General features: G+C 48.5%; 9 protein-coding genes. 6 read left to right on the plus strand and 3 right to left on the minus strand.

Going from position 1 to position 15,539, the window contains the following annotated elements:
- Nucleotides 1–48 precede the first annotated feature (48 nt).
- Entirely contained in the window at nt 49–1,035 is a 987-nt protein-coding gene (gene rpoS / locus CPY98_RS03870) for an RNA polymerase sigma factor RpoS (RefSeq protein WP_025801555.1), read from the plus strand.
- Between the two features lie 74 nt (nt 1,036–1,109).
- Here the strand turns inward: rpoS and mutS are convergent, their stop codons facing one another.
- The 3 genes from mutS to CPY98_RS03885 all read right to left on the minus strand — a co-directional run bounded on the left by mutS (nt 1,110) and on the right by CPY98_RS03885 (nt 8,710).
- Nucleotides 1,110–3,668 carry a DNA mismatch repair protein MutS gene (mutS, locus tag CPY98_RS03875; RefSeq protein WP_096386430.1) on the minus strand — a complete coding sequence of 853 codons (2,559 nt, stop codon included), beginning with the start codon at nt 3,666–3,668 and terminating at the stop codon, nt 1,110–1,112.
- Between the two features lie 264 nt (nt 3,669–3,932).
- Nucleotides 3,933–7,433, minus strand: coding sequence for an autotransporter outer membrane beta-barrel domain-containing protein (locus tag CPY98_RS03880; protein ID WP_157743835.1), 3,501 nt, complete (start codon nt 7,431–7,433; stop codon nt 3,933–3,935).
- 350 nt (nt 7,434–7,783) lie between these two features.
- Nucleotides 7,784–8,710, minus strand: coding sequence for a winged helix-turn-helix domain-containing protein (locus CPY98_RS03885; RefSeq protein ID WP_096386435.1), 927 nt, complete (start codon nt 8,708–8,710; stop codon nt 7,784–7,786).
- Nucleotides 8,711–9,145: 435 nt separating this feature from the next.
- Here CPY98_RS03885 and mltB point away from each other — a divergent pair, with 435 nt between their 5' ends.
- From mltB to alaS, 5 genes are all read left to right on the plus strand, one after another.
- Nucleotides 9,146–10,246, plus strand: coding sequence for a lytic murein transglycosylase B (gene mltB, locus CPY98_RS03890; RefSeq protein WP_025801552.1), 1,101 nt, complete (start codon nt 9,146–9,148; stop codon nt 10,244–10,246).
- 291 nt (nt 10,247–10,537) lie between these two features.
- Complete coding sequence (gene pncC, locus CPY98_RS03895) at nt 10,538–11,026, plus strand: nicotinamide-nucleotide amidase (protein WP_043491073.1); 489 nt, start codon at nt 10,538–10,540, stop codon at nt 11,024–11,026.
- A 72-nt stretch (nt 11,027–11,098) separates the two neighbouring features.
- On the plus strand, nt 11,099–12,151 hold the full coding sequence (gene recA / locus CPY98_RS03900; RefSeq protein WP_025801550.1) for a recombinase RecA: 1,053 nt from the start codon (nt 11,099–11,101) through the stop codon (nt 12,149–12,151).
- Nucleotides 12,152–12,217: 66 nt separating this feature from the next.
- Nucleotides 12,218–12,658, plus strand: a complete 441-nt coding sequence (recX, locus tag CPY98_RS03905; RefSeq protein WP_025801549.1) for a recombination regulator RecX — start codon at nt 12,218–12,220, stop codon at nt 12,656–12,658.
- A gap of 134 nt (nt 12,659–12,792) precedes the next feature.
- Nucleotides 12,793–15,420 (plus strand): alanine--tRNA ligase, encoded by a 2,628-nt coding sequence (alaS, locus tag CPY98_RS03910; RefSeq protein ID WP_043491077.1) that lies wholly within the window; start codon nt 12,793–12,795, stop codon nt 15,418–15,420.
- Nucleotides 15,421–15,539: the final 119 nt, after the last annotated feature.

Raw genomic sequence — 15,539 nt, forward strand, 5'->3', positions numbered from 1 at the left:
GGCAGAATCGCTGTATTCTGCCCGCAATATCACGGGTAGGGTACAGCTATGAGCCAGAATACGCTGAAAGTTAACGAGTTAAATGAAGAAGTAGACTTCGATGAGAACGGGGAAGAAGCGTTTGACGAGAAGGTGCTCGTTGAAGAACCCACCGAGGTTGATTCATCCGATGAACTGATGGCACAAGCCGTTTCACAACGCGTACTTGATGCTACTCAGCTTTACTTGGGCGAAATCGGTTACTCTCCGCTGCTAACCGCAGAAGAAGAAGTCTTTTTTGCACGACGAGCGTTACGCGGAGACGAAGCGTCTCGTCGTAGAATGATTGAAAGTAACCTGCGTCTGGTGGTTAAAATCGCCCGTCGCTATAGCAATCGCGGCCTTGCGCTGTTAGATCTGATCGAAGAAGGCAATTTAGGTTTAATCCGTGCCGTCGAGAAGTTCGACCCAGAGCGTGGCTTCCGTTTCTCTACCTATGCAACGTGGTGGATCCGCCAAACGATTGAGCGGGCTATCATGAATCAGACGCGTACGATCCGTTTGCCGATTCATATTGTCAAAGAGTTGAACGTTTATCTGCGAACCGCACGTGAGCTTTCACACAAACTGGATCATGAACCGAGCGCGGAAGAGATTGCTGAGCAGTTAGATCGTCCGGTCACTGACGTTAGCCGTATGCTGCGCTTAAACGAGCGTATTACTTCAGTGGACACTCCGCTGGGGGGCGATTCAGAGAAGGCCTTACTGGATATTCTCACCGATGAGAATGAAAGTGGCCCGGAAGATACCACGCAAAGCGATGACATGAAGCAGAGTATTGTTAAGTGGCTGTTTGAGCTTAACGCGAAACAACGTGAAGTTTTGGCGCGTCGTTTTGGTCTGCTGGGTTATGAAGCCGCTACCTTGGAAGATGTGGGGCGCGAGATCGGTTTAACCCGTGAGCGTGTGCGTCAAATCCAAGTTGAAGGCTTGCGTCGTCTGCGTGAAATTCTGCAAGGACAGGGATTGAGCATTGAGGCTCTATTCCGCGAATAAGACTTTCGATAATGCATAAAATAAAAAGGTGAAGCTTTGCGGCTTCACCTTTTTTTATGCTTCAAGTTTAGAGTTTAAACCATGCCTTTTAGGCGATAGAGCCAATCCAATGCCTGCCGCGGCGTAAGTGTATCGGGATCGAGCGTTTCCAGAGCTTCTACGGCAGGAGAGGCTTCAGGTTCAGCCAGAAGCTGAAGCTGTGATCCGTCAATTTGGCTATTGCCGGTTTGCGATGACAAGGTTTCCAGCTCTTTGAGTTTTTGTCTTGCACGCTTAATGACATCCCGAGGAACGCCCGCCAGTGCGGCAACCGCAAGGCCATAGCTTTTACTGGCCGCGCCATCTTGTACGCTGTGCATAAAGGCAATGGTGTCACCATGCTCAAGGGCATCGAGATGGACGTTGTACACGCCTTCCAGTTTTTCGGGCAGCGTGGTTAATTCGAAGTAATGCGTGGCGAATAACGTCATGGCCTTGATGCGGCTGGCAAGATTCTCGGCACAGGCCCATGCCAGCGATAAGCCGTCATAGGTTGATGTCCCGCGACCAATTTCATCCATCAGCACCAGACTGTTTTCCGTGGCGTTATGCAAGATATTGGCGGTTTCGGTCATCTCAACCATGAAGGTGGAACGGCCAGAGGCCAAATCGTCGGCTGCGCCCACGCGGGTGAATATACGGTCGACAGGCCCAATCACGGCTTTTTCTGCGGGAACAAAACTACCAATGTGCGCCATCAGCACAATGAGCGCGGCTTGACGCATATAGGTGCTTTTACCGCCCATATTCGGGCCAGTGATCACTAGCATGCGGCGCTGTGGGGAAAGTGACAGCGGGTTAGCAATGAAAGGTTCTTTGAGCACTTGCTCAACGACGGGATGGCGTCCGCCAACAATTTTAATTCCGGGCTTATCGCTGAGCTCTGGACGGACATAGTTTAGCGTTTCAGCGCGTTCGGCCAAATTGCTCAACACATCCAGTTCGGCCAGCGCGTTGGCGCTTTGCTGTAGATCGGCCAGATGCGGTAACAGCATGTCGAACAGTTCTTCATAGAGACGCTTTTCTAGCGCCAATGCTTTGCTTTTTGATGTCAGAACTTTGTCTTCATACTCTTTTAATTCAGGGATGATATAGCGTTCTGCATTTTTTAAGGTCTGGCGACGGACATAGTGAATCGGGACTAAATGGCTTTGGCCACGGCTGACCTGAATGTAATAGCCATGCACGCCGTTGAAACCAACTTTCAAGGTGTCTAAACCGAGTTTTTCGCGTTCGCGAATTTCTAAACGATCGAGATAGTCGGTAGCTCCATCGGCTAGCGCGCGCCATTCGTCTAGCTCTTCATTGTAGCCCGGCGCGATGACCCCACCGTCGCGAACCAGAACGGGAGGCGTTTCTACCACCGCTCTTTCCAGCAATTCTTTCAGCTCATCAAACTGACCGGAATTTTTCGCCAGCGTCGCAATGTGAGGCGTAGCATGGTCGCCGATGAGTGCCTGAATTTCAGGTAGCTGCTGGAATGCATAGCGCATGCGCGCAAGGTCACGTGGGCGAGCGGTACGCAGAGCTAAACGCGCAAGAATTCGCTCAAGATCGCCGACCTGACGCAGTAGCGGTTGAAGATCTTCAACCAGAGGCTGAAGGGCTTCGATAGCCTGTTGACGATTATTGAGCGCTTTGTGATCGCGGCTCGGCATATGCACCCAGCGTTTGAGCATACGGCTGCCCATTGGTGTGACGGTGCAATCCAAAATAGCGGCCAGCGTATTTTCAACCCCGCCCGATAGGTTCTGTGTGAGCTCTAAATTTCGGCGGGTAGCGGCATCCATAATAATGCCGTCTTGCTGGCGCTCGATGGTAATACCACGAATGTGAGGCAGCGTGGTTCGCTGCGTATCCTTCACATATTGCAGCAAACAGCCAGCCGCACGCAGCGCCTGTGTAGATTGCTCTACGCCGAAGCCATTGAGATCGCGGGTACCAAACTGGAGGTTCAGCTGTTGCCGAGCGGTGTCTAACTCAAATTCCCAAAGCGGACGGCGACGCAGGCCACGGCGGTTTTCAATCAACGGCATAGAGCCAAAATCTTCGGGGTAAAGCAGCTCTGCCGGATTAGTACGCTGGAGTTCTGCGGCCATGGTTTCGAGATCGGCTGGTTCGGCAACGCGAAAACGGCCAGAGCTAATATCGAGAGTCGCAAAGCCAAAGCCGCGCGCATCCTGCCAGATTGCGGCTAGTAGGTTATCCTGACGCTCTTTAAGCAGCGCTTCATCGCTGATGGTACCCGGCGTGACGATACGAACCACTTTGCGTTCGACAGGCCCTTTGGTGGTTGCCGGATCGCCAATTTGTTCACAAATAGCGACGGATTCACCTAGCTGTACCAGCTTTGCGAGATAGTTTTCAACGGCATGATGCGGAATACCGGCCATGGGAATCGGCTCTCCGGCAGAGGCACCGCGCTTAGTTAGCGAAATATCCATGAGCTGAGAGGCGCGTTTGGCATCATCATAAAATAGCTCGTAGAAGTCACCCATGCGATAGAACAGCAGGATATCAGGATGCTGTGCTTTCAGTTTTAAGTACTGCTGCATCATGGGGGTGTGTGAGTCTAGGTTTGTCATGTCGCTCATAGAATTTCTATATCTAATATATTGAATTTTAAGATTGTCGTGATTTTTTAGATTCTGTTTAAGCATCACGAAATCGTTTGGAGAAGCAGTCATCCAGAACGATTTTTTAGGGCACTATACTAACGTAGGGATCTGCAAACTGACATAGTTAATATCTGGAAGTGCTTCGCAAGTTTGGTATGCAATAGGTGTGCTGGTTTACAGATAAAAAAAGCCCACCATACAGGTGGGCTGTGTCTTCAACTAGGGACTTAGGAACAAGGCTTAGAAGCTATATTTAATCCCTAACATCCCAGACGTATCGTTATAGCCGGCATCGCCAATTTGCTGGGCAATATTTATCCAGCCGCTGGTGCGTTGACTGAATTGCCCTTCAATACCGACTTTGACCTCACCAATGTTGCGTGCACCGTCTTGGGACAGTTTGACATTATTCATCTCTACGCCGAACCGCTGGGTATTATGGATCCAGTTAACCTCAGCGAAGGGTTCGAAAGTACGATCTTTATTGTCATCCTGCGTTGCATTGCCCTGCATATAGGCCCGAACGCCAAGTCGGGTTTGCAGATTGTTGTTGCCCGTGCTGTCTACTCGGGTGCCGTTTCTTTCAATGTGACGATCCGCTTTGACACCCATCCACGTTAGCAGTGCTTTAGGCTGAATAAACACTTTGCGGCGTTCGCTTTCACGCACTTTGAAGGTATATCCACTTTCCACAGATCCGGTGAAACCGCTAGAATCATAGGATTCTGATGGTAAATCATCACCGTTTACCGAGTTTTTAAACCAGTTGTACAGCAACCAGGTATCAACATAGAGTCCTGTCTTATCTGCATCGTTGTTATACCAAGTACCGTAAGCGCCGACGGAATAGCCATCAATGCTTGAACGCGAGTCATGGCGTGATTTATTCGAGTGGGTATGACTTTTCGCGTTGGCATAGCCAGCCATCAGGCCAAGGTGCCAACGATCCAAACCATCCGTACTCCACTGCGCGATATCACCGCCTAATTGCATAACGTAGCGGTTGGTGCTGGTTTTCAATTGCCCACTGCTGTCTTTAAAGTTATTACGCCCACCGATCTGGCGTAGCCACATGCTGGTCACTTTTTCTTCACCGGTTAATACGTCGGTATATTGGGTTTCCCCTAAGCGATCGTGCAATCGGGTCGTGAATAAAGTATTTCCTGCTGCATGGTTAGCAATGTAGCTACCCGCCTCAGGGCGTACGACCAGATCTTTCGGCTTGTTGGGGACTACCGGTGGTTCAGGTTCTTTAGGGTCAACAACCGGAGGCTCGGGCTCTTCAGGCGGTTCAACAACCGGAGGCTCGGGCTCTTCAGGCGGTTCAACAACCGGAGGCTCGGGCTCTTCAGGCGGTTCAACAACCGGAGGCTCGGGCTCTTCAGGTGGTTCAACAACCGGAGGCTCGGGCTCTTCAGGTGGTTCAACAACCGGAGGCTCGGGCTCTTCAGGTGGTTCAACAACCGGAGGCTCAGGCTCTTCAGGCGGTTCAACAACCGGAGGCTCAGGCTCTTCAGGCGGTTCAACGACCGGAGGCTCAGGCTCTTCAGGTGGTTCAACAACCGGAGGCTCAGGCTCTTCAGGCGGTTCAACAACCGGAGGCTCAGGCTCTTCAGGTGGTTCAACGACCGGAGGCTCAGGCTCTTCAGGTGGTTCAACAACCGGAGGCTCAGGCTCTTCAGGCGGTTCAACAACCGGAGGCTCAGGCTCTTCAGGCGGTTCAACGACCGGAGGCTCAGGCTCTTCAGGTGGTTCAACGACCGGAGGCTCAGGCTCTTCAGGCGGAAGTTTGGAAATCAAATACCAGTCATTTAGCGCTGACTGCGTTGGATCATAAGCGGTTGGCGGCGTGTAAGACGAATCACCACGCTGTAAATAATAGTCATACAGGCCTGCGACAATACGCCCTTGCTGAACGAATTGGCCGCTAGAATCACCTTGAACTTCAATGAGTTTAATCCCGTTGGTGGTCAGTGCGCCTATGCCGCCCGCGTTATTCACCGCAACATAAGTGGAGCCAGTGGTATCACCGGTAACAATGAGTTTGTCGGTCGGGGAGTTATCATCGCCTAACTGGGTATTCATAACCAATAGGCCGCCATCGCCGTGGTAGTTGCCCGTGACGGTTAAAGTTTTGAATGTTGGATCTGCATCGCTGTGGGCAAAGTTGATTTGGCTGCCTGTATTTAGCGTGAGCGCACTCACCGAGGAGTCGCCGTCCATATTCCATGAGGCATTGGTCAGTGCTACGCGGCTTTCACCGAGGCTGCTTTGATAGGCTGCACCGTTCCAAACTGAACCGTCGGTTAGGTTCAAATCGATAAGGCTGCCCGTGCCTTCTGCGTTGATGTCACCGTCAATATTATATTTACCGCCGGTGGAGCCATCGATGGTGCCTCCGGCTGCATAGAGTGCGTAGCTACCGTCAGTTTGACGACCTGCGGTGGCCACATTGAGCCCGCCCTCTAAAGTGACGAGGCCAGCTGTCGTGCTGTAAATTCCGTGAGTTGCATTGGCGCTATTCACCTGAATAGACGAGCCATCGCCCAGCGTCACCTCTGGTGATGTATATCGAGCATTATATAAACGTGCATATACACCGTGTGCGCCATCACCGTTTGTAATGATAGATGACGCACCACCTATAGCGGCTTTACCTGAATATGCATAGATACCATAGGCCGCATTGCCTGAGGTTATGATGTTGGTCTGGCCTAACGCTACGTTGCCATCGTAATAGCTATAGATACCGTAGGCATCAGTATTGCTTGTTGTAATTGTATTATTGCTGCCACCTGTCACTTCGCCCTTATTGAAACTATAAATGCCAGATGCTTTACTCCCTATAGTCGTAATGGTCATGCCGTCATCAACCAGAATTTTTGCTGAGCTGGTAGCATAAAGTGCGTGAGCCGAGGTGCCTTCGGTACTGAGTAGGGCATTTTTACCTAATTCTATTTGGCTGGATGATGTCGCATAAGCAGAGTAAGCGCTGCTGCCGAAGGTGCTAAGTTGAGCATCATTGCCGATTTTAATGCTGGATCCTGATTGAGCGGTACGGATAGCGTTGGAACTATCGCCATGGCTGATGATTGTTGCACCATCGCCAACGGTTACGTTGTTTGCGGCAAGCGTTCCGTCTCTAAAGGCTGATACGGATATTCCGTGCCCAGAGCGACCCCATGTTTCAATATGCGCATTTTTGCCCACATAAACATTCGCTGAACCAAGCCCGCCAGTGCCGTTTGTAAAACTATAGGATGTATAGCCAGTGTTGATAGCGTCGCCAGATGACCCTTTGGCATAAATTTTGGCGTTATCGCCAATAATGACGAACATAGGGTTATCAGGTGTGCTCGCATTACCGTGAGTACGGATGGTGTCGTAGTCGGTACCGTCAGAAGTTGCCGTGAAATTATCGCCAAAAATAACCCCGATGCTGGCACCTGTCTGAGTATTATTGTTGATCATGACAGTGTGTTTGAAAGCTTCGCCTCCGGGGCCATTTAGCGTCACGTCATCGCCATAGACTCTCACGGGTTCATTAGCCCAGATATAGACGTAGTTAGGGCTGCCCGCGACGGCATTATATTCTGTGTTTGCTGCGTTGGGGATTTTTGCTCGAATGTCGTCTGGTAACGATGAGACCGGCAGCGAATAGGCTGGAATAGAAAAGGCAATCAGCGCAGCTGAAATACAGCTGGCAAGCATTGATATTTTTAACGGGCGTACTTGCTTCATAATTATTCTCCCTTCTTCTTCCATTCAGGAATGCCTCTAACCAGAGAAACCATCCGTGTAAGTAGAATCATCAATAACCCTTAGTTTTATGTCTTCATCCTAACTCAATAAAAATTAATTGGAATTTTAAACTGTCAATATGTGTTATTACAGTTTTTTATTCTTGTTGTTTATTTATATTAATCTTTATTAAGTTTTAAGTTTTGTTTTGTTGTGGGGGTTAATTGACGGGAACTTGATGTGATAAGCCTTTTAATGTGAATTTAGCTTTTTAAGTGGTGACGGTCGTAGGAATAAAAATGCCCGAAGGAATTACGGGCATTGGAAAAGTTAAAGATAACTTAATTTATCTAAAGGGACCTTTCATTAGTGATGCTTTCACATATTTCTATTTTGTTTTCACGCAAAATTTTGCATTTAACAACAAAGATTCTCGATATGTCAGAAATATAGCTGCTTACTCTATTGCTTCGATTGACCAAAATATAGTCGTCAGGTTTGCAACTAACATCTTTTGCCTTTAGGAATTCCAATATGTTATTGCGAGCATCCTCGGTGATAGGGCTATAGAGGGAGTTATCCGCAATAAACGTTTTGCACTCACCGACTTTACCAATGTAAATTTCTTTACTTATGGATAGATAGTAAATGGATAACGTCGCAATAAGAATTACAACGACTAGCGCGATGCCTACCAATAACAGCCATTTTTTGCGCCTGCCGCTGATTTTTTTTTGTAAACTGGATGTTTCTATTGGTTGAACTGGAGGACTATGCGTTCTCTCAGCAATTGACGGTTCTTGCTGAGAATTATTTTCATCTTGCTCACACTTCTCTGCTTCAATTTGTATTTCGCTACGCAGCATAAAACCCATTTTAGGCGCGGTTGTGATGAACTCTTCATCTAGCCCCATGCTTTTTATTAAACGACGTAACTTGCTAACGCATTGATTTAAATTACTATCGCTGGATATTAAACCATAATTATCCCATACCTTCTGAAATAGTAGATTTCTACTAACGACTTCACCTTGGTGAGTAAGTAGCAGTAATAATAGTCGCTTAGTGATATTGGATATAAGAATGGGCTCAATATCCGGTTGTTTCACAAAAGATAAAGCGCTGGTGGCTGGTGTAAATAAAATTAGGTCATTAATTTTATAACTTATGTCATCTAACATATTCACCTCGTTAACACCGACTAATGGCATCCCCCGATTGCCAGTGAACAGCTTCATAGTGGTGGTAATTAGTGTGTAAAAAATCGTACCGCGCATGAGCACAGCAGGAAATTGGCTATATTCTTATGAATAAATTGATTTTACTGGCGTAGCCAACCGTTAAGTAAATAATTAGATGTTTTCATAGTGGCTATAAGTCCTCCGTTCCATGGATGAGCGTAGGTCATTTATAGCTTATATCTATTATCAATGGAAATAATATATAACTGAAGGATTTAATGGTATAGCATTTCGTAAATAAGCGTTAAATCAGTTTATTGTTCTGTACTGTTTTGAAAAATAAGATTTTTCTCAATGTTAATTATATTTTGTGAGGTCTTATGTTCAGGCGTGAGAGGGTATAAAAAACATTAATTATGGTGGTCTATGTTTTACGTCTGTTTAGTATCGCTGGATGAGATTCCAGTTTTCACTCCCTAGACAACGCGCTAACATATCGGTCACTTTTTCTTGCATTGCGATGGATATTCGATGCGTTATCTAGCTGCGCTCCTGCCTATTGTTGTCTTGCTATCTGCCTGTAGCAGCAAGCCAAAACCCTCTAACGACGTGACTGAAACTACGCCACAAACGGCCAAGGGCGGTTTTTTACTGGATCCTTCCCACTCGGGCCAAGTGCAGATGGGGGATTTTGCCTACGATCCCGCGATGAATCGTTTTGTAGACAAAATGGTCAGCGAGCATGGCTTTGATCGTCAGCAGTTGCACGATGTGTTGGCGCAGACCAAACGTTTGGATTACGTGCTCAAATTGATGGATAGACAAGCACCGACTACGCGCCCGCCTGCGGGGCCTAACGGTGCTTGGCTGCGCTATCGCGGCAAGTTTATTACTCCTGATAACGTACAAAATGGGGTTGTGTTCTGGAATCAATATCAGAATGCCTTGCAGCGTGCTCAGCAGGTATACGGTGTGCCACCAGAAATTATAGTGGGCATTATTGGCGTTGAAACCCGCTGGGGACGCGTCATGGGGAAAACCCGCATTATTGACGCCTTGGCAACTCTGTCGTTCGCCTATCCGCGCCGTGCTGAATATTTCTCTGGTGAGTTAGAAACCTTTTTATTAATGGCGCGTGAAGAGGGCGACGATCCGTTGAACCTGAAGGGGTCATTTGCAGGGGCGATGGGGTATGGTCAATTTATGCCGTCCTCATTTAAGAGCTATGCGGTTGATTTCAACGGCGACGGTCATATCAACTTGTGGGATCCTGAAGATGCCATCGGCAGCGTGGCTAATTACTTTAAGGCGCACGGTTGGCAATCAGGTAAAAAAGTGGCGGTACCGGCCAATGGGCAAGCTCCAACGCTTGAAAATGGCTTTAAAACTAACTACTCCATTACTGCGCTGGCAGAAGCTGGTCTAAGCCCTCAAAGTTCGCTAGATGGATACCAACAGGCGAGCCTGTTGCGTCTTGATATGGGCACTGGCTACCAATATTGGTACGGTCTACCGAATTTCTACACGATTACCCGCTACAACCATAGTACCCACTATGCGATGGCGGTGTGGCAGCTAGGTGAAGCCGTTGGTCAGGCTGCTCGCCAAGGCAGCGTGTTCCAGAATAACTAGCTTTCATCTTATCGCCTCCCTGCAATAGGGAGGCGTTACTATGCTATATAGCAGTCGTCATCCTCTCTCCCTCGATTTATCTAATAAACGTCTATTTTCTAAATCTATCCCAGAGATCTACCAGCACCACCACAACGTTGCAGCCCAATGTTGCTCATAGTGATGAGCATTTTTTATTATCTTGGAATCCATTTCGCATTTCTGATTTTCGACGGCGACATATCAGAGCACATCATCTAAAAGAAAGTGCTAACATCAAAAGCCGATTCTCACCGTACATAGGAAGAATACATGACGGATGATGTGTTACTTGAATTGAGCGCGACGTTGGGAGCTCGCCTAAAGGAAAAAGGCGCCACGTTAACCTGTGCGGAATCTTGCACGGGGGGATTAATCGCCAAAGTGATTACTGATATCAGTGGGAGCTCCGCTTATTTTGAACGCGGTTATGTGACATACAGTAATCAGGCCAAGCATGAAATGCTGGGGGTTACTCTGGAATCGTTGCGATTATATGGCGCCGTCAGTGAAGCCGTTGTGAATGAAATGGCACAGGGCGCACTCCGGGCTGCAAGCGCAGATTTTGCGGTTTCAGTTAGCGGCATTGCGGGGCCAGACGGCGGTTCGGCAGCTAAACCTGCTGGTACCGTGTGGTTTGGTTTTGCGGCTAAAGATGGACGTACATATTCTATTCGTCAATATTTCCCTGGCGGGCGTCTTCAGGTACGCCAACTGGCGGCAGAATTTGCTCTGTGTGTTCTAATTGAAAAATTTCTCTGAACATACTTGATACTGTATGACTATACAGTATAATCAACACCAATTTCAGGTTCGCTATGCATGGAGTAACAGATGGACGAGAACAAACAAAGGGCTCTAGCCGCTGCGTTAGGCCAGATTGAAAAGCAGTTCGGTAAAGGTTCCATTATGCGTCTTGGTGATACCCAGACGTTGGATATTGATTCTGTATCTACAGGTTCTCTGAGTCTGGACGTTGCTCTGGGCATTGGTGGTTTGCCGATGGGCCGTGTGGTTGAAATCTTCGGGCCAGAATCTTCCGGTAAAACTACGCTGACGCTGTCGGTTATTGCCAGTGCACAGGCTGCGGGCAAAACTTGTGCGTTCATCGATGCTGAGCATGCGCTGGACCCAATCTACGCCGGTAAGTTAGGTGTGCAGGTTGATGATTTGCTGATCTCTCAGCCAGATACCGGCGAACAGGCATTAGAAATTTGTGATGCTCTGGTGCGTTCAGGCGCGGTTGACGTTATCGTTGTGGACTCCGTTGCTGCACTGACGCCAAAAGCAGAAATTGAAGGCGAGATGGGCGATTCCCATGTCGGCTTGCAAGCGCGTCTGATGTCTCAGGCGCTGCGTAAACTGACCGCTAATATCAAGAACGCGAACTGCTTGGTTATCTTTATCAACCAGATCCGTATGAAAATCGGCGTCATGTTTGGTAACCCAGAAACCACCACCGGTGGGAATGCGCTGAAGTTCTACTCTTCTGTTCGCTTAGATATCCGTCGTATCGGCGCGATTAAAGATGGCGATGAAGTTGTCGGTAACGAAACACGCGTGAAAGTGGTTAAAAACAAAGTTGCACCTCCATTCCGTCAGGCTGAATTCCAGATCCTTTACGGCGCGGGTATTTCTAAAGAAAGCGAACTGATCGATCTGGGTGTTAAGCATAAGCTGGTTGATAAATCCGGTGCTTGGTATGCCTATAACGGCGACAAGATTGGTCAGGGTAAATCAAACTCCATGAAATACTTGCAGGAAAACCCGGCTATTCGTGCCGAGTTAGATACCAAACTGCGTGAAATGTTGTTGAGCCACGCAGCCGCAGAGAACGCAAACCATAAGCCTTCAGCTGATGAAGAGCTGTTGGAAGACGACGCGTAATCACGCGCCGTGCTGGAGAATATACCCGCAATGCGGGTATAGAGTACCGCCTCGAGGAACGACTGAGTGACTGAAACACTGAATCGGGCGATGCGGTTACTTGCTCAACGCGATCACAGCGAAACTGAATTGCGCCGCAAACTTGCGGCGCAAGACGTTTCTGAAGAGGACGTTGAACAAGCCATCGCTTATTGCCATGAGCATAACTGGCTAGACGATCGTCGGTTTGCTGAGCGATATCTCGTGATGCGCAGCCAAAAAGGCTATGGCGTACAGCGAATTCAGCAAGAATTAGGCATGAAAGGTATTGCTCGCGATCTTATCCATGACGCTTTTGCGTCGTCAGATATTGATTGGAGTGCATTAGCAAAACAAACTGCGCATCGTAAGTTTGGTCAAACTCTCCCCCAAGAATGGAAAGAAAAAGCGAAGGTGCAGCGATTTTTATTGTACCGAGGCTTCTTTCAGGAAGAAATTTACGCTGTTTTCTCCAATTTGTCGGATTGAATGCACGCGGGATTTTACTTCCCAGTGAAGAAAATTTATCTTATTCCCACTTTATGTTTGTGCGCGGCCGACTTGCAGTCAATTGCGAGAGGGTCTGTTCACTACAGTTCTTTTAGCCTGACTCCGGGACAATTATGAGCAAGAGTACCGCTGAGATCCGTCAAGCGTTTCTCGATTTCTACCATAGCAAAGGACACCAGATCGTAGAGAGTAGTTCTCTGGTTCCGAATAACGACCCTACGTTGTTATTCACCAATGCGGGTATGAACCAATTCAAGGATGTTTTCCTCGGCATCGATAAACGCAACTACAGCCGTGCAACAACGTCTCAACGTTGTGTGCGTGCAGGTGGTAAACATAACGATTTAGAAAACGTCGGTTATACCGCACGTCACCATACATTTTTCGAAATGCTGGGTAACTTCAGCTTCGGTGACTATTTCAAGCACGACGCTATCCAGTTTGCATGGGAGCTGTTGACCGGTGAAAACTGGTTCAACCTGCCAAAAGAAAAACTGTGGGTGACCGTGTACGAAACCGACGATGAAGCCTTCAATATTTGGGCTGACGAAGTTGGCGTGCCACGCGAACGTATTATTCGCATTGGCGACAACAAGGGCGCTCCTTTTGCTTCAGATAACTTCTGGCAAATGGGGGATACCGGTCCTTGTGGTCCATGCACCGAGATTTTCTACGATCACGGTGACCACATCTGGGGTGGCCCTCCAGGAAGCGCTGAAGAAGATGGCGATCGCTATATTGAGATCTGGAACATCGTCTTCATGCAGTTCAACCGTCAGTCTGATGGCACCATGCTGCCGTTGCCAAAACCATCTGTTGATACCGGTATGGGATTGGAGCGTATTGCGGCCGTTCTGCAACACGTGAATTCCAACTATGACATCGACCTGTTCCGCACGCTGATTGCCGAAACGGCAAAAGTAACCGGTGCAACCGATCTGTCTAGCAAGTCACTGCGTGTTATTGCCGACCATATTCGTTCTTGTGCGTTCTTGGTTTCTGACGGCGTACTGCCTTCTAACGAAGGCCGTGGCTATGTTCTGCGTCGTATTATCCGTCGTGCTGTGCGCCACGGAAATATGGTGGGGGCAAAAGAGACCTTCTTCTATAAGCTGGTTGCCCCACTGATTGATGTGATGGGCTCCGCCGCTGATGAGCTGAAACGCCAACAGTCGATGGTTGAACAGGTTTTGAAAACTGAAGAAGAACAGTTTGCTCGTACGCTAGAACGCGGTTTAGCGTTGTTGGATGATGAGCTATCAAAACTGACCGGCGATACGCTGGATGGTGATACGGCTTTCCGTCTGTACGATACCTACGGTTTCCCACTGGATTTGACCGCTGACGTTTGCCGTGAGCGTAATTTGAAAGTCGATGAGATTGGCTTTGAACGTGCAATGGAAGAGCAGCGCCGTCGTGCGCGTGAATCTAGCGGCTTCGGTGCAGACTATAACAGCATGATCCGTGTTGATGGTGCCTCTAAGTTCTCTGGTTATGATCATAACCAGCAGCGTTCAAGCGTGACGGCATTGTTCCGTGACGGTCAGGCGGTTGACGTTCTGAACGCTGGCGAAGAAGGTGTGGTTATTCTAAACGAAACCCCATTCTATGCTGAATCCGGCGGTCAGGTCGGCGATAAAGGCGAGCTGACAGCGCAAGGCGTGAGCTTTGTTGTAACCGATACTCAGAAGTATGGCCAAGCGATTGGACATCAGGGGAAAGTAGCACAGGGTTCATTGAAGGTGGGTGGCAGCGTTGAGGCGACGATTGATGAAGCTCGTCGTAGCCGTATTCGTTTGAACCACTCTGCAACGCACTTACTGCATGCTGCTTTGCGTCAGGTGCTGGGCGATCATGTTTCCCAGAAAGGCTCATTGGTGAGCGATCGTAACCTGCGTTTCGATTTCTCTCATTTTGAAGCTATGAAACCTGAACAGATTCGTCAGGTTGAAGATATCGTCAACGCTCAGGTTCGCCGCAATCTGCCAATCGAGACCAACATCATGGATCTCGATGAAGCAAAAGCGAAAGGCGCGATGGCATTGTTTGGTGAGAAATACGATGAAAGCGTTCGTGTATTAAGCATGGGTGATTTCTCCACCGAGCTGTGTGGCGGTACGCATGCGCGTCAGACTGGGGATATCGGTTTGTTCCGTATCACTTCTGAAGCGGGCACCGCGGCTGGCGTGCGTCGTATCGAAGCCGTAACAGGCGAAGGTGCGATTGCGGTTATGCATCAGGACGCTGACGCTTTACGTGAAGCTGCATCGTTAGTGAAGAGTGATGCTCATAGCGTTGCGGATAAAATCCGTGCCGTTATGGATAAAACTCGCCAGTTGGAAAAAGAGCTGCAACAGCTTAAAGATCAGCAGGCTGCTCAGGAGAGTGCATCACTTTCCAGCAAAGCCGTTGATGTGAAAGGCGTGAAGCTTCTGGTAAGCCATCTGGATAACGTAGAAGCCAAAATGCTGCGCACGATGGTTGATGAGCTGAAGAATCAGCTTGGCTCTGGCGTCGTGGTTCTGGCAACGACCGCTGAGGGTAAAGTCAGCTTAGTTGCTGGTGTCACCAAAGACCTCACTGGCAAAGTGAAAGCGGGCGAGCTGATTGGTATGGTTGCTCAGCAGGTTGGCGGTAAAGGCGGTGGACGTCCTGACATGGCGATGGCGGGTGGTAGCGATGCCGCGGCATTACCTCAGGCGCTGGCTGGTGTTGAAGCTTGGGTTGCAGATAAGCTGTAATTTAAGATAGTTCAAAAAACAAACGTCATATCTTATTGTCAGGTATGGCGTTTTTTGTTTTTTAGTTAACGTACTTGTTATAAAAATTACTACGGTGTATACCTTTTGGACTAAACTTG

The organism is Hafnia sp. CBA7124, assembly GCF_002355555.1.
GTDB lineage: Bacteria > Pseudomonadota > Gammaproteobacteria > Enterobacterales > Enterobacteriaceae > Hafnia > Hafnia alvei.